Annotated in this window: 25 protein-coding genes and 2 pseudogenes; 5 read left to right on the top strand and 22 right to left on the bottom strand. The window is 34.9% G+C overall.

Annotated features, from left to right (window positions below):
• Window positions 1–39: 39 nt before the first annotated feature.
• The 3 genes and pseudogenes from ACZ48W_RS06910 to ACZ48W_RS06900 form a co-directional block, all read right to left on the bottom strand.
• Window positions 40–498 (bottom strand): annotated as a pseudogene (locus tag ACZ48W_RS06910) (trigger factor); the annotation flags it as partial.
• Window positions 499–712: 214 nt separating this feature from the next.
• Window positions 713–1,450, bottom strand: a complete 738-nt coding sequence (locus ACZ48W_RS06905) for a nitrous oxide reductase accessory protein NosL (RefSeq protein WP_464827606.1) — start codon at window positions 1,448–1,450, stop codon at window positions 713–715.
• Between the two features lie 2 nt (window positions 1,451–1,452).
• Window positions 1,453–1,719 carry an IS3 family transposase gene (locus tag ACZ48W_RS06900; protein WP_464830478.1) on the bottom strand — a complete coding sequence of 89 codons (267 nt, stop codon included), beginning with the start codon at window positions 1,717–1,719 and terminating at the stop codon, window positions 1,453–1,455.
• A gap of 181 nt (window positions 1,720–1,900) precedes the next feature.
• On the opposite strand from ACZ48W_RS06900, the pseudogene ACZ48W_RS06895 reads away from it, so the two are divergent.
• The 5 genes and pseudogenes from ACZ48W_RS06895 to ACZ48W_RS06875 all read left to right on the top strand — a co-directional run.
• Window positions 1,901–2,002 (top strand): annotated as a pseudogene (locus ACZ48W_RS06895) (IS3 family transposase); the annotation flags it as partial.
• Between the two features lie 131 nt (window positions 2,003–2,133).
• Complete coding sequence (gene nrdD / locus ACZ48W_RS06890; protein ID WP_464827605.1) at window positions 2,134–2,295, top strand: anaerobic ribonucleoside-triphosphate reductase; 162 nt, start codon at window positions 2,134–2,136, stop codon at window positions 2,293–2,295.
• A gap of 457 nt (window positions 2,296–2,752) precedes the next feature.
• The gene (locus ACZ48W_RS06885; RefSeq protein ID WP_464827604.1) at window positions 2,753–3,454 is read left to right on the top strand and encodes a response regulator transcription factor; all 702 of its coding nucleotides are present in this window, start codon (window positions 2,753–2,755) and stop codon (window positions 3,452–3,454) included.
• Window positions 3,455–3,474: 20 nt separating this feature from the next.
• Window positions 3,475–4,155 (top strand): IS1595 family transposase, encoded by a 681-nt coding sequence (locus ACZ48W_RS06880; protein WP_464830475.1) that lies wholly within the window; start codon window positions 3,475–3,477, stop codon window positions 4,153–4,155.
• A 36-nt stretch (window positions 4,156–4,191) separates the two neighbouring features.
• Complete coding sequence (locus ACZ48W_RS06875; RefSeq protein WP_464827603.1) at window positions 4,192–5,664, top strand: c-type heme family protein; 1,473 nt, start codon at window positions 4,192–4,194, stop codon at window positions 5,662–5,664.
• Here the strand turns inward: ACZ48W_RS06875 and ACZ48W_RS06870 are convergent.
• The 19 genes from ACZ48W_RS06870 to ACZ48W_RS06780 form a co-directional block, all read right to left on the bottom strand.
• On the bottom strand, window positions 5,650–6,240 hold the full coding sequence (locus ACZ48W_RS06870; protein ID WP_464827602.1) for a hypothetical protein: 591 nt from the start codon (window positions 6,238–6,240) through the stop codon (window positions 5,650–5,652). The two genes, ACZ48W_RS06875 and ACZ48W_RS06870, sit on opposite strands and share 15 nt — an antisense overlap.
• An 8-nt stretch (window positions 6,241–6,248) precedes the next feature.
• Complete coding sequence (locus ACZ48W_RS06865) at window positions 6,249–7,202, bottom strand: hypothetical protein (protein ID WP_464827601.1); 954 nt, start codon at window positions 7,200–7,202, stop codon at window positions 6,249–6,251.
• A 2-nt stretch (window positions 7,203–7,204) separates the two neighbouring features.
• A complete protein-coding gene (locus ACZ48W_RS06860) occupies window positions 7,205–7,879 on the bottom strand; it encodes an ABC transporter ATP-binding protein (protein ID WP_464827600.1) in 675 nt (224 codons plus the stop codon).
• Window positions 7,879–8,979, bottom strand: coding sequence for an ABC transporter permease (locus ACZ48W_RS06855; RefSeq protein ID WP_464827598.1), 1,101 nt, complete (start codon window positions 8,977–8,979; stop codon window positions 7,879–7,881). The genes ACZ48W_RS06860 and ACZ48W_RS06855 overlap by 1 nt, the downstream gene beginning before the upstream one ends.
• Window positions 8,969–9,157 carry a hypothetical protein gene (locus ACZ48W_RS06850; RefSeq protein ID WP_464827597.1) on the bottom strand — a complete coding sequence of 63 codons (189 nt, stop codon included), beginning with the start codon at window positions 9,155–9,157 and terminating at the stop codon, window positions 8,969–8,971. The genes ACZ48W_RS06855 and ACZ48W_RS06850 overlap by 11 nt, the downstream gene beginning before the upstream one ends.
• Entirely contained in the window at window positions 9,157–10,221 is a 1,065-nt protein-coding gene (locus ACZ48W_RS06845) for a nitrous oxide reductase accessory protein NosL (RefSeq protein ID WP_464827596.1), read from the bottom strand. Before ACZ48W_RS06845 ends, ACZ48W_RS06850 begins: the two co-directional genes overlap by 1 nt.
• Window positions 10,222–10,231: 10 nt before the next feature.
• Window positions 10,232–11,059 carry a tetratricopeptide repeat protein gene (locus ACZ48W_RS06840; RefSeq protein WP_464827595.1) on the bottom strand — a complete coding sequence of 276 codons (828 nt, stop codon included), beginning with the start codon at window positions 11,057–11,059 and terminating at the stop codon, window positions 10,232–10,234.
• Between the two features lie 10 nt (window positions 11,060–11,069).
• Entirely contained in the window at window positions 11,070–11,903 is an 834-nt protein-coding gene (locus tag ACZ48W_RS06835) for a tetratricopeptide repeat protein (RefSeq protein WP_464827594.1), read from the bottom strand.
• Window positions 11,900–12,421: a CopD family protein gene (locus ACZ48W_RS06830; RefSeq protein WP_464827592.1), complete on the bottom strand. Its 522-nt coding sequence runs from the start codon at window positions 12,419–12,421 to the stop codon at window positions 11,900–11,902. Before ACZ48W_RS06830 ends, ACZ48W_RS06835 begins: the two co-directional genes overlap by 4 nt.
• A gap of 18 nt (window positions 12,422–12,439) precedes the next feature.
• Window positions 12,440–15,118 (bottom strand): cytochrome c biogenesis protein CcsA, encoded by a 2,679-nt coding sequence (gene ccsA / locus ACZ48W_RS06825; RefSeq protein ID WP_464827591.1) that lies wholly within the window; start codon window positions 15,116–15,118, stop codon window positions 12,440–12,442.
• A gap of 114 nt (window positions 15,119–15,232) precedes the next feature.
• Window positions 15,233–16,213, bottom strand: coding sequence for an NrfD/PsrC family molybdoenzyme membrane anchor subunit (gene nrfD, locus ACZ48W_RS06820; protein WP_464827590.1), 981 nt, complete (start codon window positions 16,211–16,213; stop codon window positions 15,233–15,235).
• A 1-nt stretch (window position 16,214) separates the two neighbouring features.
• Window positions 16,215–16,901, bottom strand: a complete 687-nt coding sequence (locus ACZ48W_RS06815) for a 4Fe-4S dicluster domain-containing protein (protein WP_464827589.1) — start codon at window positions 16,899–16,901, stop codon at window positions 16,215–16,217.
• A gap of 25 nt (window positions 16,902–16,926) precedes the next feature.
• Window positions 16,927–17,748, bottom strand: coding sequence for an FKBP-type peptidyl-prolyl cis-trans isomerase (locus tag ACZ48W_RS06810; protein WP_464827588.1), 822 nt, complete (start codon window positions 17,746–17,748; stop codon window positions 16,927–16,929).
• A gap of 87 nt (window positions 17,749–17,835) precedes the next feature.
• Entirely contained in the window at window positions 17,836–19,971 is a 2,136-nt protein-coding gene (locus ACZ48W_RS06805) for a cytochrome C (RefSeq protein ID WP_464827587.1), read from the bottom strand.
• Window positions 19,972–20,138: 167 nt separating this feature from the next.
• Window positions 20,139–21,407 (bottom strand): coproporphyrinogen III oxidase family protein, encoded by a 1,269-nt coding sequence (locus ACZ48W_RS06800; RefSeq protein ID WP_464827586.1) that lies wholly within the window; start codon window positions 21,405–21,407, stop codon window positions 20,139–20,141.
• Window positions 21,408–21,568: 161 nt separating this feature from the next.
• On the bottom strand, window positions 21,569–23,242 hold the full coding sequence (locus tag ACZ48W_RS06795; protein WP_464827585.1) for a hydrogenase: 1,674 nt from the start codon (window positions 23,240–23,242) through the stop codon (window positions 21,569–21,571).
• Entirely contained in the window at window positions 23,226–23,789 is a 564-nt protein-coding gene (locus ACZ48W_RS06790; protein WP_464827584.1) for a HyaD/HybD family hydrogenase maturation endopeptidase, read from the bottom strand. The genes ACZ48W_RS06795 and ACZ48W_RS06790 overlap by 17 nt, the downstream gene beginning before the upstream one ends.
• Before the next feature lie 314 nt (window positions 23,790–24,103).
• A complete protein-coding gene (gene cybH / locus ACZ48W_RS06785; RefSeq protein ID WP_464827583.1) occupies window positions 24,104–24,805 on the bottom strand; it encodes a Ni/Fe-hydrogenase, b-type cytochrome subunit in 702 nt (233 codons plus the stop codon).
• A 12-nt stretch (window positions 24,806–24,817) separates the two neighbouring features.
• A complete protein-coding gene (locus ACZ48W_RS06780) occupies window positions 24,818–26,554 on the bottom strand; it encodes a nickel-dependent hydrogenase large subunit (RefSeq protein WP_464827582.1) in 1,737 nt (578 codons plus the stop codon).
• Window positions 26,555–26,557 lie beyond the last annotated feature (3 nt).

Below are 26,557 nucleotides of genomic sequence, written 5' to 3'. Positions count from 1 at the left end.
AGCTATAAACGACAAACTATTGTCGTTTACTTACGCTTCTTATTTATCTAAACCTAAAAGTTTTCCAAAAAGTTTATCTTCAATCATACCCATTTTTACAGCTGGGAGAAGATTGTTATCTTGGTAATATTTGATCACTTGCTGAGGATCCTGACCACTCATCATCGCTTCGTAGTAGATCGCTTGAGATACTTCCTGATCTTCTACATTTACTTCTTCTTTTTTAGCCAATGCATCCACAATGAATGTTGCTTTCACACTATTTTGTGCTTCTTCTCTTACCTCATCACGAAGTGCTTCTACTTTTTCAGGATTTTCCTGATACTCTTTAAGCTCTTCCTCTTTCATCTCTCTTGCTTTTGCATTGATCTTCGCATCGATCTCCTGCTCAACAATATTGTTTGGAAGTGCAAAATCAAAGTGTGCTACGAGTGCTTCGATAAGTTTTGGCTTTAACTCTTCGTTATAGATTTTTGATACTTTTTCAGAAACGATCTGCTCTTTGAGTTTATCAAGGTAGCGCCACTCTTATTTTGTTTTTTTGTGGTTGTTTTTGGTTGCTTTTGGTTGTAAAAGTGCTTATTTTACCACAACTTCACATGCTTGAATAGAGAGTCTATCACTACTTTTAGACCACAAAGCCCTACTACTACGCAATCTCTTGTGCTAAAAGCTATACGACACTTCACCTACCCCCGCACAAAAAACTAAATCATCGGCTTTTTAAGTAAAGACCAATTGCTTGTAATTGTTTACCCTTTAGTTTATTGCAAAGTTTTGTAGACAAAATAAAAGCTTTAGCTTCAGCAGTAGTAGAAAACTTTTTATCTGTTTTTTGACAGAGATCATTATAAAGCATTTTACCTTGTTCTGTCATCATCTTTTGTTTTTTAAATATCATGTCGGTATCTTTGGAAAAATCAGCTTTTGCAGCCTCTAATGCTCCTTTAAAGTCAACTACTTGACCACCATTTTCTTCAGCAAACAGATTAGCATCTTTTTTCTTGCTAAAAGCATATTTACTTACCGTACTCATTGTTCCTTTTTTCTTACTTCCTACAACATAGAAAGCTTTTGTAGCATCTATAAATTTTAAAGAATTTGTGTCTACGACTTTAATCTCTTCTAATCTAGAACCCTTTTTTATATCTTCAACTAAACAATGAATAGAACAATACTGTTTTGTTTTACCATTCACATGTGCTGCATGATTAGTTTTGTAAAATATAGATAGTGTCATTCCACATTCTGGGCAAAAGGCTTTTGCTTTCCCTTCTTGTAAAAAAATAACTTTATCTTTAGCTACAGTTTGAAACATTGTTTTCATTTTTTTACCGGGAGATTCCTTCTTCATTGCGGTACCACATTTACCTGGAGCACATTTCATCTCAGCTTGTGAGAAGCTTAGTAAAGTACCTAACGCCAAAAGAGTTAAGAGTAAATTTTTCATTATTAATCCTTAAAATAAATTTGTATTTTATTGTGTCTAAAAATCGGAGCTAAAAAAGGGGTGGGGTATGTTTTATATTCTTGGTTCTTAAGGTGTGTAAGTTTCTTTTTTGTTGGATATATAGCTTGTATACCAAGTATACCCATATATTTCAATATCCTATGTTTCCCAATACTTAAACCATCTTCTTTTAACTGCTCATATATAAAACGATAGCCATATTCAGAATTGTTTGTAGCTATCTCATCTATTCTATGAAGGAGTTTGATATTCTCTTAACCCATAGGAACAAGTTTATAATAGTACCTGCTTCTACTGATCCCAAGACTCTCATACTACTCTGATACAGATATTTTATTATCCTTAGACTCAAGCAGAGACTTCTTATTATCAAAGTTCAAATTCTTTAACTTTCCCGATGCCCCCTCCGCTTTTATTGACGTTTTTAAAACCAGAGAAGAAGCGAAACGGAAAATTTTTGAATATATCGAGATGTTTTACAACTCAAGAAGACGGCATAGCTACTTGGATTATCTCTCCAAACAACTTTGAGATAAGATATTATTCGGACATCAAGAAACAAGAGGTGTCAGCAACTAAGTTTGTGTCTATGAAATAGGGGTCATTCCAATATTGCTTGTGCATACTGATGCGCTTATTGAAAAATTCATAAAGGGAAAACAATGCAAAGAGAAAAGAAGTTGAAAAATTTGGAAGCAAAGCGTACAAAATGTATTATCTATACACGTATAATGGGATATCATCGACCTATTGAGAGTTTCAATACCGGGAAAAAAGGGGAGCATAGAGAGCGGAAATTTTTTGAGGAGAAGCTCTCACAGTGAAAGACCCCCCCACTGTATGATATTACCTCGTTTACAGCCTTTGATTATACGGATCATCTTGCTGCCATCTTTTGGTTTATCGGATGCAATATGCATTGTGGGTACTGCTACAATGTTGATATTGTGTCTTCTGTCGGACAGATTTCGATAATAGGGGCACTGTATTTTCTTGAAACATGCAGAAGACTGCTTGACGGGGGGCCGTTTTGTCAGATGGCGAAGCGACATGCTACACCGGCTTGAAGCTCTGCTTTATAAAAGACTACTTGATTATGTGGCTTTTGATTATAAGGTACCTCCTGAGTATTTCAGAAGTATTACTGGAACCGATGCTTTTCAACATTCCATGAGACACTTGGACTTTTGATCAATGCAGATACTCCTTTTGAGGTGTGTACAACTGTACATACGAATCTACCTAGTGATATAGTAAGTAAAGATATGATATAGTTTAAGTATGTATAGTAAAACAAAGAAGAATTCAGATCTACTAAATATATTAAGTACCAAAAAAGTGCTTTATGCGGAAGATGAGCCTGGTGTTGCAAAAAATACCATTGAAATTTTAGAGATTTTTTTTGAAAAAGTGGTCTATGTTCAAGATGGACAGGAGGCTTTGGATGAATTTGAATACAACAGCTATGATGCATTGATATTGGATATCTGCATGCCAAACATGGATGGTATTGAAGCCATAGAAAGAATTAGAGAGTTTGATCACAAAGTACCTATTATTATTCTGTCTGCATTTACACAACAGGAGTATCTTTGGAGAGCAGTTGAGCTTAAAATTGTCAAATATCTTACCAAGCCTTATGATACGGATTCATTTTTAAATGCTTTGGAGAAGGTCTGTTTGGAGTTGGTTGATTACCATGTATATTTTGCACTTACATCGGAACATCGGTATGATTTAAGTCGAAAGGTCGTTCTACATAAAGGGAATGTGATTCGATTATCTAAAAATGAGTCCAGATTTTTAGAATATATGATAGATCGTAAAAACCAGATCGTCTCTTTTGATGATCTTTACGAATATGTGTGGGAATTTGAAGAACCAAGCAAAGAGGCGGTGAAATCTGTTGTGAAAGAGTTGAGAAGAAAAATTGGTAAAGACTTCATTAAAAATGTTGGGTCTAGACTAGAACAGAGGGTATAAAGTGCAAAGAAAGTACCATTATACCGATGAAAAACAAGTATATAAAAGTTGCGAAGATTTCAGAGAGTAAATTTAGGCTCATTGTAAAGTGCTTTGCTAATGATCTTTCAGCTACTCAGACAGCTAATCTTACAGGCATTAATCGTAATACTATTAACCGATACTATTCATTATTCAGAGATAGAATTGTTAAGATTCAAGAAAAGGAATCTCCTCTCTCAGGAGAGATAGAGATGGATGAGAGTTACTTTGGGGCAAGAAGAGTCAGAGGCAAAAGAGGTAGAGGTGCATCAGGGAAAACTATTGTATTTGGTTTGTTGAAACGTAATGATAAGGTCTATACGCAAATTATACCAGATGCCAAGAAAGCCACACTGCAGGCTATCATACGGGGTAAGATAGATATTCAAAGTGAAATCCATACAGATGGTTGGAAAGGCTATGATGGGTTGGTTGATATTGGATATGACAAACATTTCAGAGTCCATCATGGCAAAAATGAATTTGCTAGAGGCCATTGCCATATCAATGGTATTGAATCCTTCTGGAGTTATGCTAAAATTAGATTAGTCAAATTCAGAGGACTGGACAAAGAACACTTTAATACGCATCTCAAAGAGTGTGAGTTTAGGTTCAATCATAGAGGTGAAGATTTATACAAAATTTTGTTGAAAATCTTCAGAAAAGAACCCCTGAACTAGTCTAGACCCAAAATGTTTATGGTGTAGGGTATACGCTTGAAATATAAATTCAGATATATCGTACTATTCTTTATCCTTCTGTATGCCGTTGTTACTGTTTTATTTTTTAATTTTTATAAAAATCTTGCTATTCAGGATACAAAGCAGGAGGCGATCTCTATACTTAATACAATGAAGGCCCTTCGACTTTACATAGAAAATACACAGCGCCCACTCATTTATGATCTAAAAAACAGAGACATGCTGGATAAAAACTTTTTTGACCCGAAGATTCTCTCCTCTTCCTATATCACAAAACATATCTATGACATACTATTGAGAGATAAAAAAATCAACTATACCTTTAAACTTGCAGCTGCCAATCCAACAAATCTGGAAAATATGGCAACTGGATTTGAAGTAAAAATATTGAAACAATTTCAAAATAACGAAATAAAACAGTACTTTGATACATTCAAAAAGGAAGGGGTAGACTACTTTTATATCGCTTTGCCCATAAGCATAAATAAACCCTCTTGTCTGGAGTGCCACGGAGATCCGGCTTCTGCACCGCCTGCAATGATAAAACTTTATGGAGATAAACACGGCTTTCATGAAAAGGTAGATGAGATCCGGGCACTGATCTCCCTGAAAGCACCGGTTAAAGATATTGTTACCTATCATGCCAAAGAGTTCATTATTGGTGGACTTGCTATGCTTGGAGCATTTATGACATTTATATTTTTTGTTTATATGCTTTATAGAAAAGAGATGATACTGCAATCCAAAAAAGAAAAATTGCTTGAGAATCAAAATAAATTGGCTTCACTCGGAGAGATGATAAACAATATCGCCCACCAATGGAGACAGCCCCTTGCACAGATCTCTTCCATTCTGGTCAATATGGAGCTTAGGGGAAAACAGAATAAGCTAACGCAGAAGATTGTAGAAGAGAAGATAAAAGAAGCCAACGAGCAGATCTCTTTTATGTCTCAGACCATTGATGATTTTAGAAATTTTTATCTCAAGCAGCAAGAACATAACGAGTATTATATCAGTGAAGCTATTGAACATGCATATCAACTTGTTTCAGCCTCTATTTATGAGAATGATATCACACTAGATATAGAGATTCAAGATGACTATATGTTGTTTGGATACTCTAATGATCTAATACAAGCTATTATCAATATCATCAATAATGCCAAAGATGCCCTTGTGGAAAACAGTATTCAAGAAAAAGAGATACATATAAAGACCTATATGGAAGAAAATAGCAAAATTCTGATTATTGAAGACAATGCAGGGGGCATTAAAGAGTCAATCATGGAAAAAATATTTGACCCTTACTTTACATCCAAACATCCAAGCATAGGTACAGGTATCGGTTTATATATGAGTAAAATAATTATAGAAAAGAAACATGGAGGAACTATAAAAGTAGAAAATACAGAAGTGGGTGCAAAATTTATAATCACTTTCGAAAGTAAAGTTTCTTTAGGAGGACAAGAAAAGCTATTTGCCTTTTAAGAGTAATTTTCTTACTATCGGATGAAGCATAGTCTCACCTCTTAAAACAAACTTTCTTATCTCGTCAAACTCATAAATCTCTTTTTCGCCATCATCATTTTCTTTAAATGACTCATATCCATAGTCAAATGCAGATGTCGTGAAATCACTGCTGGCTGCCCCCAAAGATGTACCATAAGCAACCACTCCATATCCGATAGGGGTTATCCCGTCTCTAATGTACCAGGCATCTTCTGCATCTATGTAGCAGGTACATTCTGGAACAAAAACAAACATTTTCAGTTCCTCATCTTTGTAGCCACTTTTGTCTACCCATCTGATCATGCATCCCACATCGTCGAAGAAGTATGTTCTCCCGCCAGGAACCACTACTTGTGCAGAAGTCAATGGATTTTTCACCATCATACCACAATCACTGCATATAATATATTTTTCTTTTTTGATCTCTTCGACCGGAAGAGGTTCCCCTTTGGTATTGCCATCAACATAATAGAGGTTTTCTGAAGTGACCTGCATCTGCTGATAGAGATAGGTAAACAGAAAAATCAAAAAAAGATAGGGTACAAATCTTATCAAGGACTTTTTCATAGGAATACCCCGTTTTTATAATAATAAATTGCTACAAAATAGGTACACAAGAGTACAAAAATGGTATTAAAAATAATGGCATATTTAAATAAATGTACGTATTTCTTTAGGATCAATGAATAAGTAATATAAGGGGTTATACCAAAAAAAACACCCAAAAAAAGTGAAAACCATATAAAGTAGCCTACATAATAATATTCTTTTTGAAGCATACAATAGGGACATTTGTGATTGGGCATCTCATAGACATAGGTTCCAAAAAAATATGTGACACAGTAGTATGAAACAAACAAAAAAAGAATATTGAGAAAAAAGTTTACAACAATCTGCTTTCTTATAGAGACTACTACAATAAATGCATAGAGAGCATAAAAGATGATTAACAGCTTTTTTGTATCCAGCCCAAATGGAAGGTTATCGAGTTTAAAAACAGAACTGCAACAAAAAACTGGCACATCGAGAGGAATATTGATAAAATAGACGATCTCCAGAATAAATTCCATGATGATCAAAACATAGATAAAGCTAAAGAGGTAGTATTTCTCACGAAGATAGGGAAATTTCTTTGCTTTAAGATCCAGTTTGTTGATAATAATCCAGATGCCAAGTAAAAAGAGCAGTAGAATCTTGAAAAGAAGCAGTGGGTTTCCGTAAGAATTGGCACCTATCACACCGGTAGCACACATCGCTCCGGGAACGAGGGGTGCTAGTTCATCGAGTGATTTTATAAAAAATATAAACATAACGATCTTGACAACCACAGTAAAGTATATTATTGTATTGACCAGGTAGTTTCTCTTCTCCAGAGCATATTGTAATGTAGTTGATGCACTAAAATCCCAGTATCTCAAAACTTTTATAACAGAAAATTCACTGACACTCATCAGTAGCAGCAGTATTACCTCAATAAAAAGAAAAACAACGATATCATTTAGCAGAAAAATCGACATACTCAGAGTACTCCGTCATGCATATGCAGCACTTTGTCGACGAAAGGAAGATCGTCAAAAATGGTATCATGAGTAACGACAATGACTGTTTTGTGCAGCTCTTTGAACTTTTTCAAAATCTCAACAAAAAGCAGTGAGTTTTCTCTGTCGAGATTGGCTGTAGGTTCGTCGGCAAGTATGATGGAAGGAGAGTTAACGAGTGCTCTTGCTATGGCGCACCTCTGCTTCTCCCCACCGCTGAGTTTAGAGACAAGCTGATCCTGTTTATGGGAAATATTTGCCAGCTCCATTGCGCTGTTTACCCTCTCATCGAGCTCTTTCATACTATAATCGCTCAAAGCAAGCGGTGCCTTAACATTGTCATAAAGGCTCAATCCATTGATAAGATTGAATGACTGGAAGATAAATCCTACATCTTTATTTCTATACTTGGATGCAAATATGTCGGGAAGTTTGGAGATATTTTCTCCATGAATTAAAATGTCTCCACGACTTGGCTTACTAAGCGCACCTATTAATGACAGAAGTGTACTCTTACCGCTTCCGCTTACCCCTTTTATAATAACGATCTCCCCCTCATTAACCATTAGATTAATATTTTTAAGTGCAGTAAACTCATTCTCTTTACCTTCGTTGTAGATTTTATAGAGTTCTCTTACTTGTATTATCGGCTTCATTACTTCATCACCTCGTCCATATCATCAATTGCAATTCTCCAGGCAGGCAGAAGGATGGAAGCCAGAAACGGAATAACTGTAAAAATAAACATTAAAACAAGTACCTTGATATCAAGTATAGGAGTAAATTCAATATGGCTAGCAGAACTGCCGATAAAAATATTTTTCAGCAAAGGTGCATCAAAGATAAAGACATAGATATACGCCAGAAAAATACCGATAAAAAATGCACTCAAGGCAACTACGCTGTTTTGAATAAACTTTAGCAAAATGATATCTTTAATTGCAAAGCCAAAACTTCTTAAAATCGCAATCTCTTTCTTCTTCTCTCCATATACAGAGGATATCTGGTTTTTCAACAGGATAAAGAAAGAGATCATGGCTACAATGTATAAGATCATAAAGATGCCCCCCTTGTAATAGAAGAGATGTTCATAATCAGACTTGATATCTTTTGCGGCAATCGCTTTGGCATCAGGATAGATCTCCACAATCTTCAGAGGAATATACTCTACCTCGTCATCGTTGGGGACAATAACATCAAGATAGGAGTATTCATCCTCATCCATCTCTAGGATCTTTCTGGCATTATCACTGTTGACTAAAACCACATCGTTTGAAATGATATTGGAAGGGATCACCTTTTTGATATTTAGTGTCAGGGTACCATCCTCTGACAAAAAGTTTAACTCTTTATCATATTTGAAGTGTTCAAGCAACTCTTTGATTTCACTGGAAACGATCATGCTATCATCATCAAGTTCATCATCTACTACAATATGAAAATATCTTCTGTCTTGGGCAAAAAAGTAGTATCCATCGATCTTGCCTATGACATCCTCAACTCCGGCAAGTTGTAAAATTCTATCAATATGTTCATCCGTCAGTAGAGCATATCTCCCGGATTTTGTATTGGTAACAATGATTTGATGCTCTTTCTCAAGTGCCCCAAAAAGATCGTATTTGATAGAGTCCGATACAAAAAGTACGGAACTGGCTATGAAGATAATAAAAGTAAATATGAGAAAACTGAAAAGATACTCTTTTTTATCTTTCAACAAGAGTGCAATTGAAAAATCAACAAAATTTCTACCGTTCATAGGCAAACCCTTTATACTCTTTTGATGTAAAAGAGAAGGCTGGTCTGATATACTCCATCTTCTCTGCTACTTCCTGAATATTCTGCTTTTTCTCACTATAGGGATAGCGCTTCATATCTACAACAATAATACACAAAAGGACAATAAATGCCACTGCCAATATCTGTAAAAATCGCACTACAGCTCCTCTAGCTCCTGCATAAGCTCATCATCGATATCATAAAATGTGATTACTTTCTTACCAAAATGGTCTCTTTTGAAAGCATTAGCACGAAGCGCTTTTTCAAAAGGAATGAGTTCATGCCCCATAGGCCCATAAACATTTGAACCAAAAACATAATAGGCATCACTCGCTTTGATCTTTTTGGTTGTAAAGTAGTCCGTTACATAGATATTTTCTATCTTTATCTTATTGAAGCGGGGAAGATAGTATTTCATCATGTCCTTAACACCGTCAAAATAGAGTTTTTTGCCATCTACTTCAATCATTGCTGCCCACTTAGGGTATTTATAAACAAACATACCGCAAACAGGACATTTTGCATCTTCTGGAACCTCCATTTTCGTTATTTTCTCCATAGGCTTTTTGAGTTTCTTTATATCCCAAAGATAGATGGCTACTGCTTGCAGTTTTTTATCTTTTTTTATATCACACTCTTTTTTCAGATCAGCTTTGAGCAGCGCGATAGTGTCATAGTTTAGATCTTCTATTTTATTGCATTTTTTCTCATAAAGTTTCTTTCCGATTTTATACACTTTTTTCTCTTTTTTAGTGTTGATCATTTTGATATCGCTCTCAAAATCATTTTTTGCTATCATGTAAGCGGTTTGAAAATCGACTATTTTGCCACCAAATTTTTTCTGGAATGCTTCAGCATCCTCTTGTGTACCAAAAGCATATTTGCTCTTGATGCTCATGGTGCCTCTTTTTTTACTTCCAATAACATAGAAAGCATGCTTTGCATCTATAAATTTTAATGTTTTTGTATCTACAACTTTTACATCATCAGCAGGCATCTCTTTTTTTGTTGCGTCAACCAGACAGTGCAATGAACAGTATTGCTTATTATTATGGATATGATTTGTTTTGTAAAATTTCGGTAGGTTCATGCCACAATTAGGACAATAAAACCTACTTTTACCTGTTTGAATAAACTCACCACTCTCTTTTTTGACACTTTGAAACATCTTTGCGTCAGAAAAAGAGAAAACCATGAATAGTACTACGATAATTCGAATCATTTTATATCCTTTATTTTATAAGTTTGGCATTTTCGCAAGCATCTTTGAACCCGTCTTTACAAGCCTGTTCAAAGAGATTTTTTGCTTTTTTTAGATTTTTTTTAACACCATCAGAACCAACTGCATACAGGATTGCCAAATTGTTACAACCTTTTGCATATTTACTATTACAGGCTTTTTCATAAAGTTTAGCAGCTTTTTTAAGATCTTTTTTGACCCCCTTCGCTTTTTCATACATTATCCCAAGATTTGAACAAGCTAATGGAACACCGGTATTGCAGGCTTTTGTATAGAGTTTTATCGCACTTTTGAAATCTTGCTTTATACCTATACCTTTGTCGTACATATAGGCAAGATTACTGCACCCCACATCGTCAAAACTGCTACACGATTTTTTATAATAGTCCAATGCCTTTTTAAAATCTTTTTTTACACCTTTACCGAAATTATAGATCATGCCCAAATTATTGCATGCAGAACCATCATTTTTCTTACATGCCTTCTCATAAAGCACAATGGATCTATTGATATCTTTTTTTACATCGACTCCTATTTCATAGATGAGTGCAAGATTATAGCAAGCAGATGTAAAATTGCCGTCACATGCCTTTTCGTAATACTTCATGGCATTTTTGGCATTTTTCTTGACACCTTTTGAACCCATATACAAAACACCCAAATTGTAACAGGCAGATGCTTTCCCTTCATTACAGGCTTTTTGATAGATATTTGCTACTTTTTTATGATCACCTTTTTTGTGTGCTTCAACACTCTCTTTGATATATCCTGCATGGATAAATCCTAAGTGTACCACCAATAAAATTAAAATTTTTTTCATGTTCTACTCCTTAATATCCTAACTCATTGAGCATTAAATACTCCATACAGCTTATTTTATCACCCATTTCACAAGATTTCCAAAAAACTTTATTGGCCTTTTTGTAGCTTTGTCTGACTCCTCTGCCTGTTGAATAAAATACAGCTTCTCTGTAACAACTAAGTCCATCACCTTTATTACATTTTTCTGTATACTCCTTGAGAAGTTTTTTAAAATCTTTAGGGTCAATTTTAGAAATGAATTTTACCTGAAGATCACCCAACCTGAAACAGGATTCTTTATCTTCTTGATCACATCCGACTTTATACCACTCCATAGCTAAAAATGGTTTTTCTTTCGCATAAATATTACCTAATTTATAACATCCAAGCACTGCTCCATTTTCACAAGCTTTTTTATACACTTCGATCATTTTATTTTTATTTTTTTTAGGTTTATAGTAGAATTGATACACTTCTCCAAGATTGTAGCAAGCTAGAGAAAACCCTCCTTCACAGGATTTTTTATAATATTCCTCAGCAATTTTGTTATCTTTTTTTACTTTAATAATACCACCTTTGTCGTAACAAACTCCAACTTTAAAACAGGCTTTTGCATCACCAAGTTCACACGACTTTTTATATAATTTAAAAGCTTTTTTTAAATCTCTATCTTTTTTATCTTTATTTTCATAAAGATAAGCAAGTTTAAAACAGGCTTTTGTATTATTTGCATCACACAGTTTACTAAACATAGTTTCAGCCTCTTCAAACTTTTTATTATCATATAAGTCTATGGCTCTATCCAAGTCTGTAGCATAAAGCGATACAAATCCTAAGATCAACAGTGTTACAAGTTTTTTCATTTTAATACCTTTTTGTTTTTTTTCAATGTTCCTATTTTATATATGATAAAACCAAAAATAACAATAATTGCCAAAGTATATATTGGTAGCAGACTTTTTGTGATCACATATCCAACTATCAAGAGAGAAAGCAAAGTAGGTATTTCATTGTATGCTCTAAAGAATTGTCCACTTTTACTGCATTCATTTTTGTCCAGTTTTACTCTATAGTACTCCATACTGAAACTAAAAATACTCAGCAATACCAACACCAACAGTTTCATTAACATCCATGGCTGTTCCAATAGGTATGGATTAAGATAGATGAGTAAGGCACCACTGAAAAGTGTAGCCCAAAATGATGGTAACCCTATATATTTATAGAGTTTATACTCCTGAACCTTAACAACCTCAACAAACTCTTTTTTATCCTGATGCTCTACATGGTAAACATAAAGCCGCGGAAGATAAAACATAACTGCCATCCAAGAGATCATCGCCATTACATGAAATACCAGGATATACATATAATATGCCATCACAAACCACCTTTATTATTATTTAATGTTTTTGACATCGCGCCCTCTATATGCTGCAACTATCATTAGTATGATCATTGCCGTTGTATAATAAACAAAACTAGGAATTGGCACTTTATCTCCTGTTGCATAAGAGTGAAGCCCGGAGAGATAGAAATTCACACCAAAATATGTCATGAGTATCGTCGCAAAAGATACAACTGATGCCACAGTTAAAGCATAGATTGAATTGAACTTAGGGATGAATCTTAGGTGTAGTACTATAGTATACACAACAATGGAGACAAAAGCCCAAGTCTCTTTCGAATCCCATCCCCAATACCTTCCCCAGCTCTCATTTGCCCAAACACCACCAATAAAGTTTCCAACTGTTAAAAGAGATAGCCCTATGATTAGACTTATCTCATTAATAGCCGAGAGTTCTCTTATTTGAATATTAAGAAGCGATTTATTATTTTTATTTTTTAAAGCCATTAAAAGCAAAGTAATACATCCCAGTAAAAAGCTTAATCCAAAAAAGCCATAACTCGCTGTGATAATAGATACATGTATACTTAACCAGTATGATTTAAGCACTGGCACCAAATTGGTGATTTGAGGACTTATGAAACTTAGATGTGCCACAAGCATAATGATACCACCGAGTATGGCAGAAGCACTTAACGCCAGTAACGATCTTCTAAACACAATAAGCCCAGCAAAGATTCCAGACCAACCAATATAAATCAACGATTCATACGTATCACTCCATGGAGCATGTCCTGATATATACCATCTCATAGCCAAAGCCACTGTATGGGCAATAAAAGCCATAAAAAGTAACGAGAAGAGTATCCTTTCTGTTTTTGGATACCTTTTTTTAAAGAATACCGTTAAAAGTGCAAGTATGAGTATGATAAACCCCAATAACATATAGGCTGTTATAAGGTTTTGAAAAATTTTCAGTTTGTTGAAAAGCACTTCAACTTTTACTCTGTTTGAATCAGGAAGTATATCTGAACTTAACTCTTTTTGCAGGGCTTTAAATTTTTCTATGGTTTGATTTGCTTTGGTCCAGTTATTATTATCTATACCGTCTATAAGCCCATCCATATAGGTATAAATATCCTCTACAAAACTATCTTGCCACCCCTCCTGAATAACCTCTTGAGGGCTTGCCCACTTTTGATTGGCATCTTCTTTTCTTGGGATAAATTTAAAAAACATACCTTGTGCTGTCAAATAGTAGACATTGAGTCTCTCATCAAATTTAATGAGGTCCTTTTCAAAGGTTCCTCTCTTCCCTGGTGCCAGTTTATTTGCACTGGCAAGTTGATCTTTTAATTTATAAAGACCTTTTTGGTTAAAAGAATTGTTAAAAGCTACATATTTTTCATTTTCATCTATATTCAATAGCTTTTTTATTTTTTTATTACTTATTTTTATCAGTTTGATATTATTCCAATTATTAGGATCCCCTATGATACCAATCATAATCTGTGTTGCGTTGAGTCCATACAAACCATCTTTATTTGAGAGTTTATGAAGTACATCCAAAGCTTCTGTGCTTATCGGTTTGATTCTACCATTGTAGTCTTGCACCAAAAGGGTTTCAAAATTTTCTATGTGATTTAATGTATTTACATTAAATTTTTTAAGATACTCTGTATCATCCGAGGCTTTAAGAGAACTGTTTGAAAAAAGTCCAATAAGCATTAAAATTAAAAGACTACTGTGCTTTAAAAACTTTCTTAGTCTCTGAAATCTACTTCCTTTTGTAAAAAAATTAAGTAAAAAGCCAAGAGATAGAAGAGCATACCCAATATATGTAGGCCATTTACCAGGATCTTTGTTTACCTCAAGTATGGTTCCCAACTCATCTTGATCATAGGATGATTGAAAAAACTTATATCCATTATATGTTAAAGGATGATTCATAAATATGTTGTAGGGAATTGTCTTATCCTTATCTTTAAGCTCTATTTGACTGCTGTAGGAAGAGGCACTCATAGAACCCGGATATCTCTCAAGTTGAAAATCCACAAGTTTGATCTCAAAAGGCAATTCAACAATTTTTGATCCCCATGAAAAAGAAAGTCTTGAACCTTTAAAGTTTTCCACCGTAGGAAACTCTACACTTCCATGTCCACCATTTATTACAATTTCTTTACTAACCCCATTGAATTTTACATCTACAATAAGTTTTTCAACGCCTCGCTCTTTTTTTGTATATTTATAGTCTTTAAAAGTTATTTGAATCTCTTTATTCTCTATGTTGTCTTTAATCTTAAAATTATTGTTCCCAAGTTTTGTCAGAGCAAGAGGATATGACAACAATTTCTCTTCAGCCTCAATTTGAAAGTAGGAAGCTTCTGTGATCATATTGTTCTCACTTCTCCCCTCTCTTATATGTAATACACCTTCTTGACCAAAATATCTTGTTAAGCCCGCACCAAGCAGAATAACTACAAAACCTAAATGAAAAACAAAAGCTCCCAAACGTTTCCACATTTTTCTTTTATAGATGACAGCAACAAGAGAGATGGCTAAAAGTACCATGACTGCTTCATACCATCTCGCATTGTAAACCAGTACTTTTGCACTTTGTGTACCGTAATCATTTTCTATAAAGGTTGCAATGCCGGCAGAAGCCCCCAGTACTATGAGCAAGAAAATCACAAAATAATACGATAAAAAGATTTTACTTAGAAGCTTCATTATTTTCCTTTAATTTGCATTATAAGTGAATGCATGATACATAAACTACTTTTATTACTTAAAGTATAGCACGTATTACAAAAAGAGTTATTGACCGCTCTCAATATATGATAGCTATGCACCAAAAGTTTGACCAGCATATAAAAGGAAAAGCCTTAGACATAAAACACCTATAATCCCTGCAATTCCTGAGGCGTAAAGTGTAAAATTTGAGTGAGCAATTTTATGACCAAAGAGAAAATTTAAAGCCAGAGGAACACCAAAACCAGTACCAATAACACCTACCCAAAAAAGATATGCCCAACTGGTAGCATGTATATCAAATGCTTGTAATGCAACTTTTTGGTACTCATTTCCTATTAACAGCGAGACAACAAGCATCACGATCAATAAAAGCTCCATAAACATTACAGGCCACTCAAGATTATGTAAAAAACTCAACTCCTTAGAGTGAGCTTCCTTTTCAAAAAGCCATTTGGCAACTATTGCTGTAGCAGCACCACCCGCTGCAAGTCCAGAAGCTACAAAGAGTGCCGGCAATACAGCCGTATTAAGTAATGGAAAACGTACAAGAACAGAGATAAGAAAGCCTGTATAAGCACAAATAATAACAGCAAACAGTACTGTTGAAGCCTCTATTGGTACTCTAAATTTATGCAATATCTTCATGATTGAAGAGATTAAGGAAGAGAGTAAAGAGATTTTAATTTTCTTTTCAAAAATATCTTTTATTTCTTTTTCAAAAGCAATTAAAAAAACCAAAAGAGTCAATGGAATATAAAGAGAGATCGCTGCAACACCTATGGACATGACCGACGTAAAATTATAATGGATCAATATTTTCCAAAAATAGAGTGGTCTGTGCAGGTCTGCAACCAAAAAAACCATACCAAAGGCTATTGTGCCAAAACCAATAAGTGCAGCAGCTTTGTATAGTGGTGTGATCTCTGTTTTTTTAAGGTAGTAGCGTCTTAAAAGCATAATAATCAAAGCACCGCCAGACATACCTGCAAGTACCAAATAAACTCCGATCATCCAACCCCATATGATATGATGGGAAAAACCTTCTGTAAAATTAATTGCCATTTCATGCATTTTAAACTCCTTGTTTTATAGCTGGAATATATCTAAGGCTCGGTTTGGTGCCCATCTCAGGCTTTTGTCTGACAGAGTCTTTTACACTAAGCAGTTTGGATATTCTTGAGTTTTCATCATTTAAGTCACCAAACACAATTGCTTCATATTTACAAGCTTCTATACAAGCGGGTAGAAGACCTTTTTCAAGTCTTGTATCCAAACAAAAGTTACAATTTTCTGCCATATTTGTCTCTTCATTGATAAATCTTACATCATATGGGCAGGCAACAATACAGTATGCACAACCAATACAATCATCTCCATTCATTGTTACTATATCTGTAAGAGAATCTCGATGACAAGCATTGGTTGGACAAACATTTACACATGGAGCATCTTGACATTGTTGACATGACATCCTTACAAATCTTCTTTCTTTTACATTGAGAGGGTCTGTTCTGTCTTGTACAATCATTCTGTCCTGTCCGAACGGTACAAAGTTTACTTTATGGCAAGCATCTTCACACTCCCCGCACCCGACACATTTGGTTTGATCAAACAGCATACTGTAATGAGGTTTTTTATTTTCTTCTTTGTCCGGTTTCTTTTCTTGAGTACTACCAATAGCAAAGGAGGCAGAGCCTAATATAACAGAACCTAAACCAACTCCCTTCAAGAATTTTCTTCTTTTGTTTTCTTTACTCATTTCTTTCCTTCTTTTAAGTCTTTATTTATTTTGTAGCTGAAGGGCTACTATGTGGATTTTTTTTCATAGCTTTTTTCTTTATGTTTTTTTCTCTTGCCATTTTTTCAAAATCTAATTTTTTCTTAAAAGCACCAGGTTTTAAAACTTTCATAAGTTCCACTTCGAAGATCAGTACAGAATTTGGTGGTATGTCTCTCATCTGAACTTTTCCATAACCCAATTTGCTTGGAACAAAAAGCTTATACTTTGCTCCCTCTTTCATAAGTTTCAATCCCTCTTTGAGTCCATCCACTACATTGACCATAGAAAGATGAGCCGGTGCTTTCCTCTTGTAGGTGTCATCAAAAACATACCCATCGGCGAGTGAACCTTTGTAGTTTATGACAACAATATTTTCATCATGAGGTGTTTTACCTTTTCCCTCTTTGATAATCTCATATTGTAAACCTGATTTTGTTACTTTAACCGTAGCTCTTTTTTTATTTTTTTTAAGAAACTCTTTCTCTTTTTTAGCATTCTTCGCCAAGAGTTTTTCATGTTGTTTTTTTTGTGCCTTATTCATAAATTCTGCTCTACTGTTCAGGTTGCCAATGATCTCACTGTCATTCATGTCAAGTTTATTTTTCAGTGCATCTTCGAACCCCTTTACAACTAGATTCATATCTACTTTAGCACCGAGTTTCACTTGATTAAATATCTGATTAGATATATAGTTACCCGTAGAAGCCCCTATACTATAAGACTCTTTTTGAACCTTTGTTTTTAATTCTGTTCCATAACTTTGTGTCCCGCACAAAACTAAAAACAGAGGTAATATGGTATATAGTTTTTTATTTATCAGCTTCATTTTTTAATCCTTATTTTATTAGTTTAATTTTGTTGGGTCACACTTGAATGTGTGACCCAAATCTCTATCTGCCTTTCAGATAAGAGATTATTTTGATGCATCCTGTAAAATTTTCTGTGCACCTTTTACATAAGATAGAGCTGCTTCTGCTTTTCTCTTAGTAAATTTAAATCCATGCATACCCCACGAACCATCTGCTTTGATAAGATCAATATTCGCCTGAGCTTTCTCTATGAGTTCATTAACTCTAGATCTTTGCGCATCATCAAGTTCAGTAACATCAAGCAATTCATAGATTCCTTTTATAGATGTATTGACTTGACTATAAAGCTTTTTGATTGGTTTTTGCCAACCCATAACTTCATCATAGACTCTTTGCTGATCTTCAAAATGAAGTGTCTTTTTCAATGTAGATTGAGCCACACTGTGACACCCTTTGTTGTCCTCTAGGTCTTTGTCTGCCCAAGATGTTTTACCACAAGCCCACATCAAGTCAATAAAGTTATGACCTTTATCATCTTTGGCAATGTACCAGTTTTTGTATTTTTTAGGTACCTGTTGCTCTCTTGGTGCTCCTGGAGGAGGGTTAAGTGTTTTCTTCTTAGGATCAACCAAAATTTTCCAAATGTGTGATCTTCTTTGAGTATCAAATCCACCATGATCTTGATACTGAGCAGCATACCAGTTTTCACAACTCATAATATAAGGCATATGGCAAGCTGCACAACTTACTTTTGAGTGTGTATCTTTTGTATTGCTTGCTATATATGCTGCCTCTTTGTGGCATGAAGCACAATTTTTTCTAATCATAGGTTTTGTATAGAATGAACTCAAATGAGTACCTTCATCTGTATAAACTCCACCTTTTGCAATCTTGTTGACACCATTTTTCTTTTCATTATAATGTGCATATCCTGTAACATCATGTGGGTCATGACATGTTGTACATCTCATACCTGCTTCATAGTGAGCTGTAAAGTATGATTGTGAACCTTCAGTACCACATCCTGGACCTGCTGATTTAAACTTGGAAGTCATTCCCAACTCAGCTGCTCTTCTTCTTAGATTAGGGTTTTTAGATTTTCTAAATTTCTCAGCCAGGAATGGTCTAAAGCTGAATCTTTGGTGACATCTTTCACAGTTTGAGATCATCAAACCAGAACCACCATCCAAGTGACCCCCGGCACCATGACACTCTTCACAGGAAATACCTTTGGAAACTGTATGCTCATGAAGTTTTTTTGCATCCCCAAGTGCTGCAAAAAGCTCTTTTTGGCTTTTAAAGTCAAACTTCCAAGGGTGGCAGATCTCACAATAAGATGTTGAAGATTGAAATGCCATACTTTTTTTATATCTTGCTGCATAAGAAGCCAATCCTCTTACATAACCACTATTGTCTCCATACTCTTCAAGAGTAACAGGGAAATTAGGGACATACTTTCTAATTTTTTTAGCAACTTCTGGAGTCAAATCGTTTGCCCATGTTCTTTGGAATTGGTTACCTCCGGCAACCACAGTTCCTGTACCATCTTTGAGCAAACCATCTACTACATGATAAGTCCCTCTCAATAAATAAGCATCAAAAAAGCCCAATTTCGTTCTGAGGTGTCCAATAGTACAATAAACCATATCTGGAGTTAACCCTTTTGGGATGATAGATGCTGTATCTTTACCAAAAACTGATGCTGTTAAATTATTGCTAACTTCCGGATGTTCTCCAGGAAATCGTACAGTAGTTGCATGTCGTGAATGACTCCATTTTTCATACTGAACAGCATGACACTCCCCACACTTTTTAGGCCCTATAAATTTATTAGGATAAGTTAGAGTATCTTTTCTAGCAAGTCTATACATAGTAGATGTAAGACCTTTTCTTTTGCTATATTTTTGAAATTCATTACCATTACCAGCAGCAACCCACTCTTCTCCACGGTCTGCAACTTTCAATTTGCCGACTACCTTGCCTTTTGGCAGATATGTTTTCATGATGGGGTGATTTTTAAACAACCAATCATACATAGCCTTCTCTTGCACAACATAGTCTTGCAAAGAGGTGACACCATTTTTTGCCTTCGTTCCATCCGGATGGGCAAAAATTTCTAACGAATCTTCACTCTGTTCAACTTTTTTGCTATCTGACTTATGCTCAGAGGCAATAGCAGTAGTAGCTACAAGTGAACCAAGTAAAAAAGCAATACCGATTTTCCTTTTCCACGTTTTCATGTAGATCTCCTTTTTTTTAGTAAAGAATGTAAAATAACACTTTTGTGTATACTCACCATTCCACTGCATAGAAATCTAACATATAAAAAGGGGAGAAAAGGGAGAAATATAGGATAAATAAAAAATTAGAAAGATTTTATTTTTATAGAGGAGGGAAGTTTACATCATTATCCCTCATTTTTTAAAAACCCAAATCTGTCTATGCCTTTTCTGGAGCTTTCTCTTACGTAGTCCATACCGATATAAAACTCTTTCATTAAAATCAAAAAGATATATTTACCAAAGGTAGTAAGCTTATAGTCTTTATCTGTAATTTTAAAGAGTTTCAGTAAAAAAAGTTCCAATGCCAATTTTAGTTTTGCATCTTTGCCATATTTTTGAATGAGGTTTTCCATTGAAAATTCAAATCCAAACATATCTACCATGAGTCTATAGTTCAATATCTCTTTTTTAGAATATGTTTTATATCGTGCTGTAGAGAATTCCCCGCCATCCACTCTTTGTTTGTATTCGTCTAATGCAAATGTATTAATGTATAAAGTACCGTCAATGAATCCAAAAGCCCCAGAACCAAGACCTAAATACTCAATGTGGTCAACTACATATTCATCTATAAGTGTGATTCCCTTTTTTGAAAAGGCCCAGCAGGTATTTTGTACATAATCTTGACCCAGTTCATCTAAAATCACTTTATAGAGTTCAAACTCTTTGGTGTTTTCAACTTTTCCCATATTTTTTTCAATATCTTTTCTTACTGAAGGGGAGTACATCAATGGATACATCGATATTTGAGGAGGGGAGAGTTCTTTTAGTTTTTTGATATCTTCTCGTAACTCTTGGGGTGTTTGATCAGGAAAATTAAAAATAAGATCACAGTTGACAATTTTAAAATTCTCAATTAATTTTTTAATATTGGTTATCTGCTCATCAACAGTGCCAAATTTGTCACACCTTTTGGTTTGCTGTAGTCTTTTGTCATCAAGAGACTGTATACCTACGGAAAGTCTATCTACTCTATCTTTTAAAAGTGCAATCAACTCATCACTGATATCTGGATCTGCTTCACATGAAAGCTCTTTGATATCAAAAAGTTCTCGTACCAAATCAATAGTCTTGGCCAATTCATCCGGAAGTATGGTTGGAGTACCTCCTCCTATATATACAGAGGAGAAACAAAATCCTTTTTCTTTAGCCAAACGTATTTCTTTTCTTAACGTCTCAAAATACTCTCTTGCTTTTTTTTCATCAAAACTGTACTTATGAAAAGAACAGTAAGGGCAAAAGACTTTACAGAAAGGAATATGCAAATAGAGCAGATAATTTTTATTTTTTTCCGGTTTAGGGTAGATTAGATCATCTTTGTAGACAAGATTTAAATTTTTATCTATTTTATATCGAGCATATTTTTCTATTGTTTTTATCATTAAATGTTTCATTTGTTCCCTTATATTTTATTAAAAAAGCACTCATCTGAATTTATCCACTACGCAACCAGAAATCAAAAAAAGTCAATGCATAATAAGGAGGTTTGCATCTGTGTATGTTTAGAATATAAAACCTTTTTATCTTTCTGGTTGCGTACTGGATAATAGCATATCTACTGAATTAAAGAAACACCTCCATAAAACATATTCCTGCCATCAACAGGAAGTTCATTATTGAAATAAATATTATGGTTGATAGATATCTCCCTACTCATTTTGGAAAAGAGATGTTTATTTGCCAAGAGAGAACCTGTTGCTGTAACAGCCGTTATATCCATACTGGGCTTTAATTCATCCAGTTCATTGGCAAGGAATTCAAGGAAACTCTCTATCACCCCATAACTCAACATAAGCTGATCAACCCCGGCAAGACGAAAACTCATTGCTGTCCTGATAGTCATTAAAGGGTCCAAATATACTTTTCCATCTATATTAAGTAACTTATAGTCAATTCTAGGACCTTTTTCTCCTAAAAATGACATGGCACTCTCTTCTAAGATTTCAGCGGCTTCAAACGGGTCTTCTGTTTGAGCAAAATCAAGTACAATGGCTACTATACCCCAGAGTTTAAAGATATTAAACGCTTTATCTTCAAACACAATTTTAGATACTTTATCAAAATGATCCGGAAATTTATTTTTATAGTTTTCAACTATTTTTATTCCTGTTTCATCTGTGGCTATAATTTGATCAAATATCTCTTTCATAGAGAAAAAATTAAAATTCAATGAGAGATATTCAACAACCCCATATTTATTGCCGTGCACCAATATATTATTTTTATACTCTTTACTCAGATTAAGACCCGCAATATTTTCATCTTTTAATTGATGCTCTTTTATAACAGAGAAGAAAGAACCTATTGCAGGATTAACTTTAGATGAATTCATTGGAAAGAGAGGTAAACCTTTTTCCCCAGAAACAATTGCAACATCCTTTTGGGAAGCTACAACTTCAATGGGTTCTAGCTCCTCTTTAAAATCAACCAATAACAGTTTCTCTTGGGTAGGAATCTCTTCTTTTGTGATAAAAATCGCATCGATACCAACTTGATGCAACTCTTGCATAAGAAGATGCAGAATAAAGTCATCCGGAAGTTTAAAACGGATCAGATCTGCTTCAACCTCTTCATGATCCATAGTGAATTTGATCTTCTTTTTCAGTTTAAGCAGTGGCTTCTCAAACGCTCCCAAAGTTGTGACCTCATAGGTTTCTACATTGGCATATTTCTCAATAGTTGCAAGATCGTATACTACAACGTCAAAGTTTATTTTGTTACAAACCTTACTTGGTATACCTGCATAATACTTTCCATAAAATGTATTCAACTCTATCATTTTACCTTGACTGATAGAGAGTGCTGCTTGTTCAAACTCACTCTTGTAGTTTTTTCTCTCTCCTGCTAGACTATATCCACAGGCATCACACTCTGTAAATATATTGTAATAGTCCTCATTTTCTTCATCCATCACTTTTTTTAAGCATTTTGGACAAAAAGGCAAAGAGAGCTTCTCTTGTTGTTTAGCTAAAACATAGTCTCCTTCAGGTAGCTCATCTACAATACTGGCTTCTGTGTTGTAAAGGAAAATAGAGTGTGGCAACATAACGGAAAAGTAATTAGCAAACTCTATTAACACATCAGCATCGTCTGCTTGAACATACAATTTGAGCAAAAAATGTTCTTTTAGTATTTTCCCCCTTAAAGAGAATTCTTGCAATGCTTTTAAAAAAATCTTCTCATATACTAATGATGAAGAACGATAATCGAGTTTATACTCCAATATCATACTCAATCCCTTTTACATATGTACCTCTTGCTATCTCTTGCAGGTCAATACCACTATTTTTAAGAATGGCTTTCATACCTAAAGTATTCAACTCATCAATAATTACTCTTTCCATAACATTGGCTGCTTTTTTCACTTCATCTGTCATTGTAAAAGTACTGTCCTCTCCTATAACATAAGGAATGACACCCACAATCTTTGTCGGTGGCAGATCACCCATCATCTCTATCATCTGAAGTGTCTGAAGCATCTCTACTTCATGTGCACTTCCGTTCCATGTGATATACTCCGGCATATCATCAAACTCAAAAGAATAAACATCTCCAATGTTCCCATCATCCACCTTGACACAATCAATAATAATAACTCTGTCATACTCTGTGATTATAGGAATAAGTCTATGTGCCAGTGTACCGCCATCAATAATCTCTACAGTATACCCCTTGGAATCAAAACGGTATTTCTCTTCAATAAGATTTGCCAAATGAGGACCTATTCCTTCATCTCCAAAGAGGATATTTCCTATACCTAATATCAAAATTTTCAAATTATTATCCTTTTATATTCTACGAATTATATTAAATATTACTCAAGAGGAGAAAGGAGGTTTTGGATAAATGTCTACTTTTCCCCTCATGACTGATATCACTCAAGAGGGAAAGAAAGGAAGGCTTTTTAATGCTTTTTCAAAGGAGGATTTGAATATAAAACTAAAAATTTCTTTTCCCTCATGACTAATATCACTAAAGAGACAAGATAACTCTAAAATACTGTGCAGGTTGAAGTAAAAAACAGTATTAAAAAGTATATTGCCTCATAACTAATATTAGTATTAATGGCCAGCCTAAGCTGACCATTATATTAATGTTTTTTGTGCCATTTCATACCTGAAAAAATAGCATCCATTGATCCATTCTTACCAAATATAGCATTAAAGGATGCCATATAAATATGTATAGTTACAATAATGATCACTACCCACATTGCAATATGGTGGATCTCCCTTACCATTGCCAATCCTCCCATCATCTCTTCAAGCACTCTCATTGGTGCATAGATCAAGCCACCAAACCCTTCATGATACACATTTGCATGAAGGATAAGTCCTGTAAGAATCAATACAAAAAAGACAATATACAATCCAATATACGCCATTGACTGTAGTGGATTATAAACACCTTTTAAATGAGGGTGTTTTGTTATAAACAGATAATATCCAATCTGTTTTACCCATACCATTGGACTGAACATATCTTGTACAGAATGTCTTTCATGCTTATATGCTTTTGCAAAAAATGTCAAATACAATTTCCAAACAACCACAGCAGTCATCACAAAACCAAAAACAATATGAGCAAATCTAAAATAAGCCTGCATAAAGTTTGTTGGTTGCCCATTGGAGATAGGTGCCACAAAAGGTTCAGCGATATAAAATCCGGTAACAATCAGTATTAAAATCGAGAGTGCTCTAATCCAGTGCTGCCATCTATATGCCGGAGTAAACTCCATCTCCTCTTCAATCACCATATGGTGATTATGGGTCTCATTTTGAACTTTTTCCATTTTTAGCTCCTTTTATACACTGCAACTATCGTAAGTAGGATCAACCTTGTATTCAGCTAATTTATTGCCTTTTGTATCCATAACATGTACGGCACATGCAATACATGGATCATAAGAGTGAATAACTCTAATGATTTCTAATGGTTGTTTAATATCTTTGATTCTGAGTCCCACCAAATCCGCCTCATACGGTCCTTTTATCCCATTAGCATCTACTGGTCCGGCATTCCATGTAGATGGAACCGTAGCCTGATAGTTTTCACACACGCCATTTTTAATTCTGATCCAGTGAATCAACATTCCTCTTGGAACATCACCGATCCCTCTTCCTTTATACTCTTTATCTTTATCAATCACATAAGGAGTACAAGTTTCCTGATCTCCACTTTTGATATTTTCAATTAGATTATTGAAAGCGACCAAAGCATTATCTGCAACAATTCCTGCTTGCAGTGCACGAGCTGCTGTTCTTCCCAACGTCGTAAAGAGTGCTGATACCGGAAGTCCTGTCTCTTTTAGGAAACCATTCACTGAATCTTGAACTATCTTATTGCCTTTTGCATAGTTGACCAGTAAACATGCCAATGGACCAACTTCCATAGGCATTCCATCATATCTCGGAGATTTAATCCACGTATATTTTCCTTCCGGATTGATAAGCTTAGAATGGATCATCTCTCCATCTGGCCCCACACTCTCCCCATCTACATACCCTGTATGTTTAGGAATAGTAGTACCATCATATGGATGCTGCGGTTCATCATCAGCATACCAAGAGTGTGTTGCCTCTTCAGTAATTAAACTCTCATCTATATCAAAAACTTTAGCGATATCCCCATTAAGGATATACCCACTGTCAAAGAGATACTGATCACGTCCGATCATGAAATCTTTATATGCCATGAAATTTTTAACTCCCATCGGCTTTGTTACTGAAGGTTCATCTTTATACATTTCTGCAGCCATTTTAATGTCTGCAAGATATGCATTTTTAATAAAATTTTGTATGGTTTTAAACTGTACCATATACTCACCCATTCTGGCAGGGTCTAAAATATCCATAACACAGGTAACTCCACCCACTACCAATGATTGAGGATGTGGGTTTTTCCCTCCAAAAATTGCCATTATTTTTGCAGCTAATCTTTGTATCTCCAGTGCTTTTAAATAGTGAGCTAGGGCAATAAGGTTTTGCTCTGGTGTAAACTTATAGGTACCATGCCCCCAATATGCATTAGCAAACGGCCCGAGTCCTTGAGGATTTTTAGCAAATTTTGCTACAGTCTCTTGTACTTTTTTAAGATCATTTTCACCTGTAGAAATAGGACTGTCTGTATATTTGAAAGCCAATTCACTTGCTTTTTTTGGATCCGCATCCAATGCTGAAACGATATCTACCCAATCTACACCATGCAGATGATAGAAGTGAACCACATGGTCGTGCATAAAAAGTGCTGCATTCATAAGCGTTCTTACAAGTTCTGCATTCAATGGAATTTTAATGCCCAATGCATCTTCAACTGCCATTGTACTTTTTAAGTAGTGTGAGTAGGTACATACACCACAAATTCTCTGCATAACCAAAGGTACATTTCTAGGATCTCTATCTTTTACAATTACCTCTAAACCTCTCCACAGCGTAGAAGATACAAATGCATCTTCTACAACACCATCATCACCAACTATCACCTCTGCTCTTAAGTGTCCCTCGATTCTTGTAATCGGATCTACTACTACTCTTTTACTCATTAT

The sequence above is a fragment of the Sulfurovum aggregans genome (genome assembly GCF_055385215.1).
This window is presented reverse-complemented; position numbering and strand designations above follow the sequence as displayed.

Excerpts from the sequence above, each read along its gene's own strand:
- ACZ48W_RS06905 (WP_464827606.1), bottom strand. The coding sequence starts at position 1,450 with ATGAAAAATTTACTCTTAACTCTTTTGGCGTTAGGTACTTTACTAAGC.
- nrdD (WP_464827605.1), top strand. The coding sequence starts at position 2,134 with ATGCAAAGAGAAAAGAAGTTGAAAAATTTGGAAGCAAAGCGTACAAAA.
- ACZ48W_RS06885 (WP_464827604.1), top strand. The coding sequence starts at position 2,753 with ATGTATAGTAAAACAAAGAAGAATTCAGATCTACTAAATATATTAAGT.
- ACZ48W_RS06865 (WP_464827601.1), bottom strand. The coding sequence starts at position 7,202 with ATGTCGATTTTTCTGCTAAATGATATCGTTGTTTTTCTTTTTATTGAG.
- ACZ48W_RS06860 (WP_464827600.1), bottom strand. The coding sequence starts at position 7,879 with ATGAAGCCGATAATACAAGTAAGAGAACTCTATAAAATCTACAACGAA.
- ACZ48W_RS06855 (WP_464827598.1), bottom strand. The coding sequence starts at position 8,979 with ATGAACGGTAGAAATTTTGTTGATTTTTCAATTGCACTCTTGTTGAAA.
- ACZ48W_RS06845 (WP_464827596.1), bottom strand. The coding sequence starts at position 10,221 with ATGATTCGAATTATCGTAGTACTATTCATGGTTTTCTCTTTTTCTGAC.
- ACZ48W_RS06840 (WP_464827595.1), bottom strand. The coding sequence starts at position 11,059 with ATGAAAAAAATTTTAATTTTATTGGTGGTACACTTAGGATTTATCCAT.
- ACZ48W_RS06835 (WP_464827594.1), bottom strand. The coding sequence starts at position 11,903 with ATGAAAAAACTTGTAACACTGTTGATCTTAGGATTTGTATCGCTTTAT.
- ACZ48W_RS06830 (WP_464827592.1), bottom strand. The coding sequence starts at position 12,421 with ATGGCATATTATATGTATATCCTGGTATTTCATGTAATGGCGATGATC.
- ccsA (WP_464827591.1), bottom strand. The coding sequence starts at position 15,118 with ATGAAGCTTCTAAGTAAAATCTTTTTATCGTATTATTTTGTGATTTTC.
- nrfD (WP_464827590.1), bottom strand. The coding sequence starts at position 16,213 with ATGCATGAAATGGCAATTAATTTTACAGAAGGTTTTTCCCATCATATC.
- ACZ48W_RS06815 (WP_464827589.1), bottom strand. The coding sequence starts at position 16,901 with ATGAGTAAAGAAAACAAAAGAAGAAAATTCTTGAAGGGAGTTGGTTTA.
- ACZ48W_RS06810 (WP_464827588.1), bottom strand. The coding sequence starts at position 17,748 with ATGAAGCTGATAAATAAAAAACTATATACCATATTACCTCTGTTTTTA.
- ACZ48W_RS06805 (WP_464827587.1), bottom strand. The coding sequence starts at position 19,971 with ATGAAAACGTGGAAAAGGAAAATCGGTATTGCTTTTTTACTTGGTTCA.
- ACZ48W_RS06800 (WP_464827586.1), bottom strand. The coding sequence starts at position 21,407 with ATGAAACATTTAATGATAAAAACAATAGAAAAATATGCTCGATATAAA.
- ACZ48W_RS06795 (WP_464827585.1), bottom strand. The coding sequence starts at position 23,242 with ATGATATTGGAGTATAAACTCGATTATCGTTCTTCATCATTAGTATAT.
- cybH (WP_464827583.1), bottom strand. The coding sequence starts at position 24,805 with ATGGAAAAAGTTCAAAATGAGACCCATAATCACCATATGGTGATTGAA.
- ACZ48W_RS06780 (WP_464827582.1), bottom strand. The coding sequence starts at position 26,554 with ATGAGTAAAAGAGTAGTAGTAGATCCGATTACAAGAATCGAGGGACAC.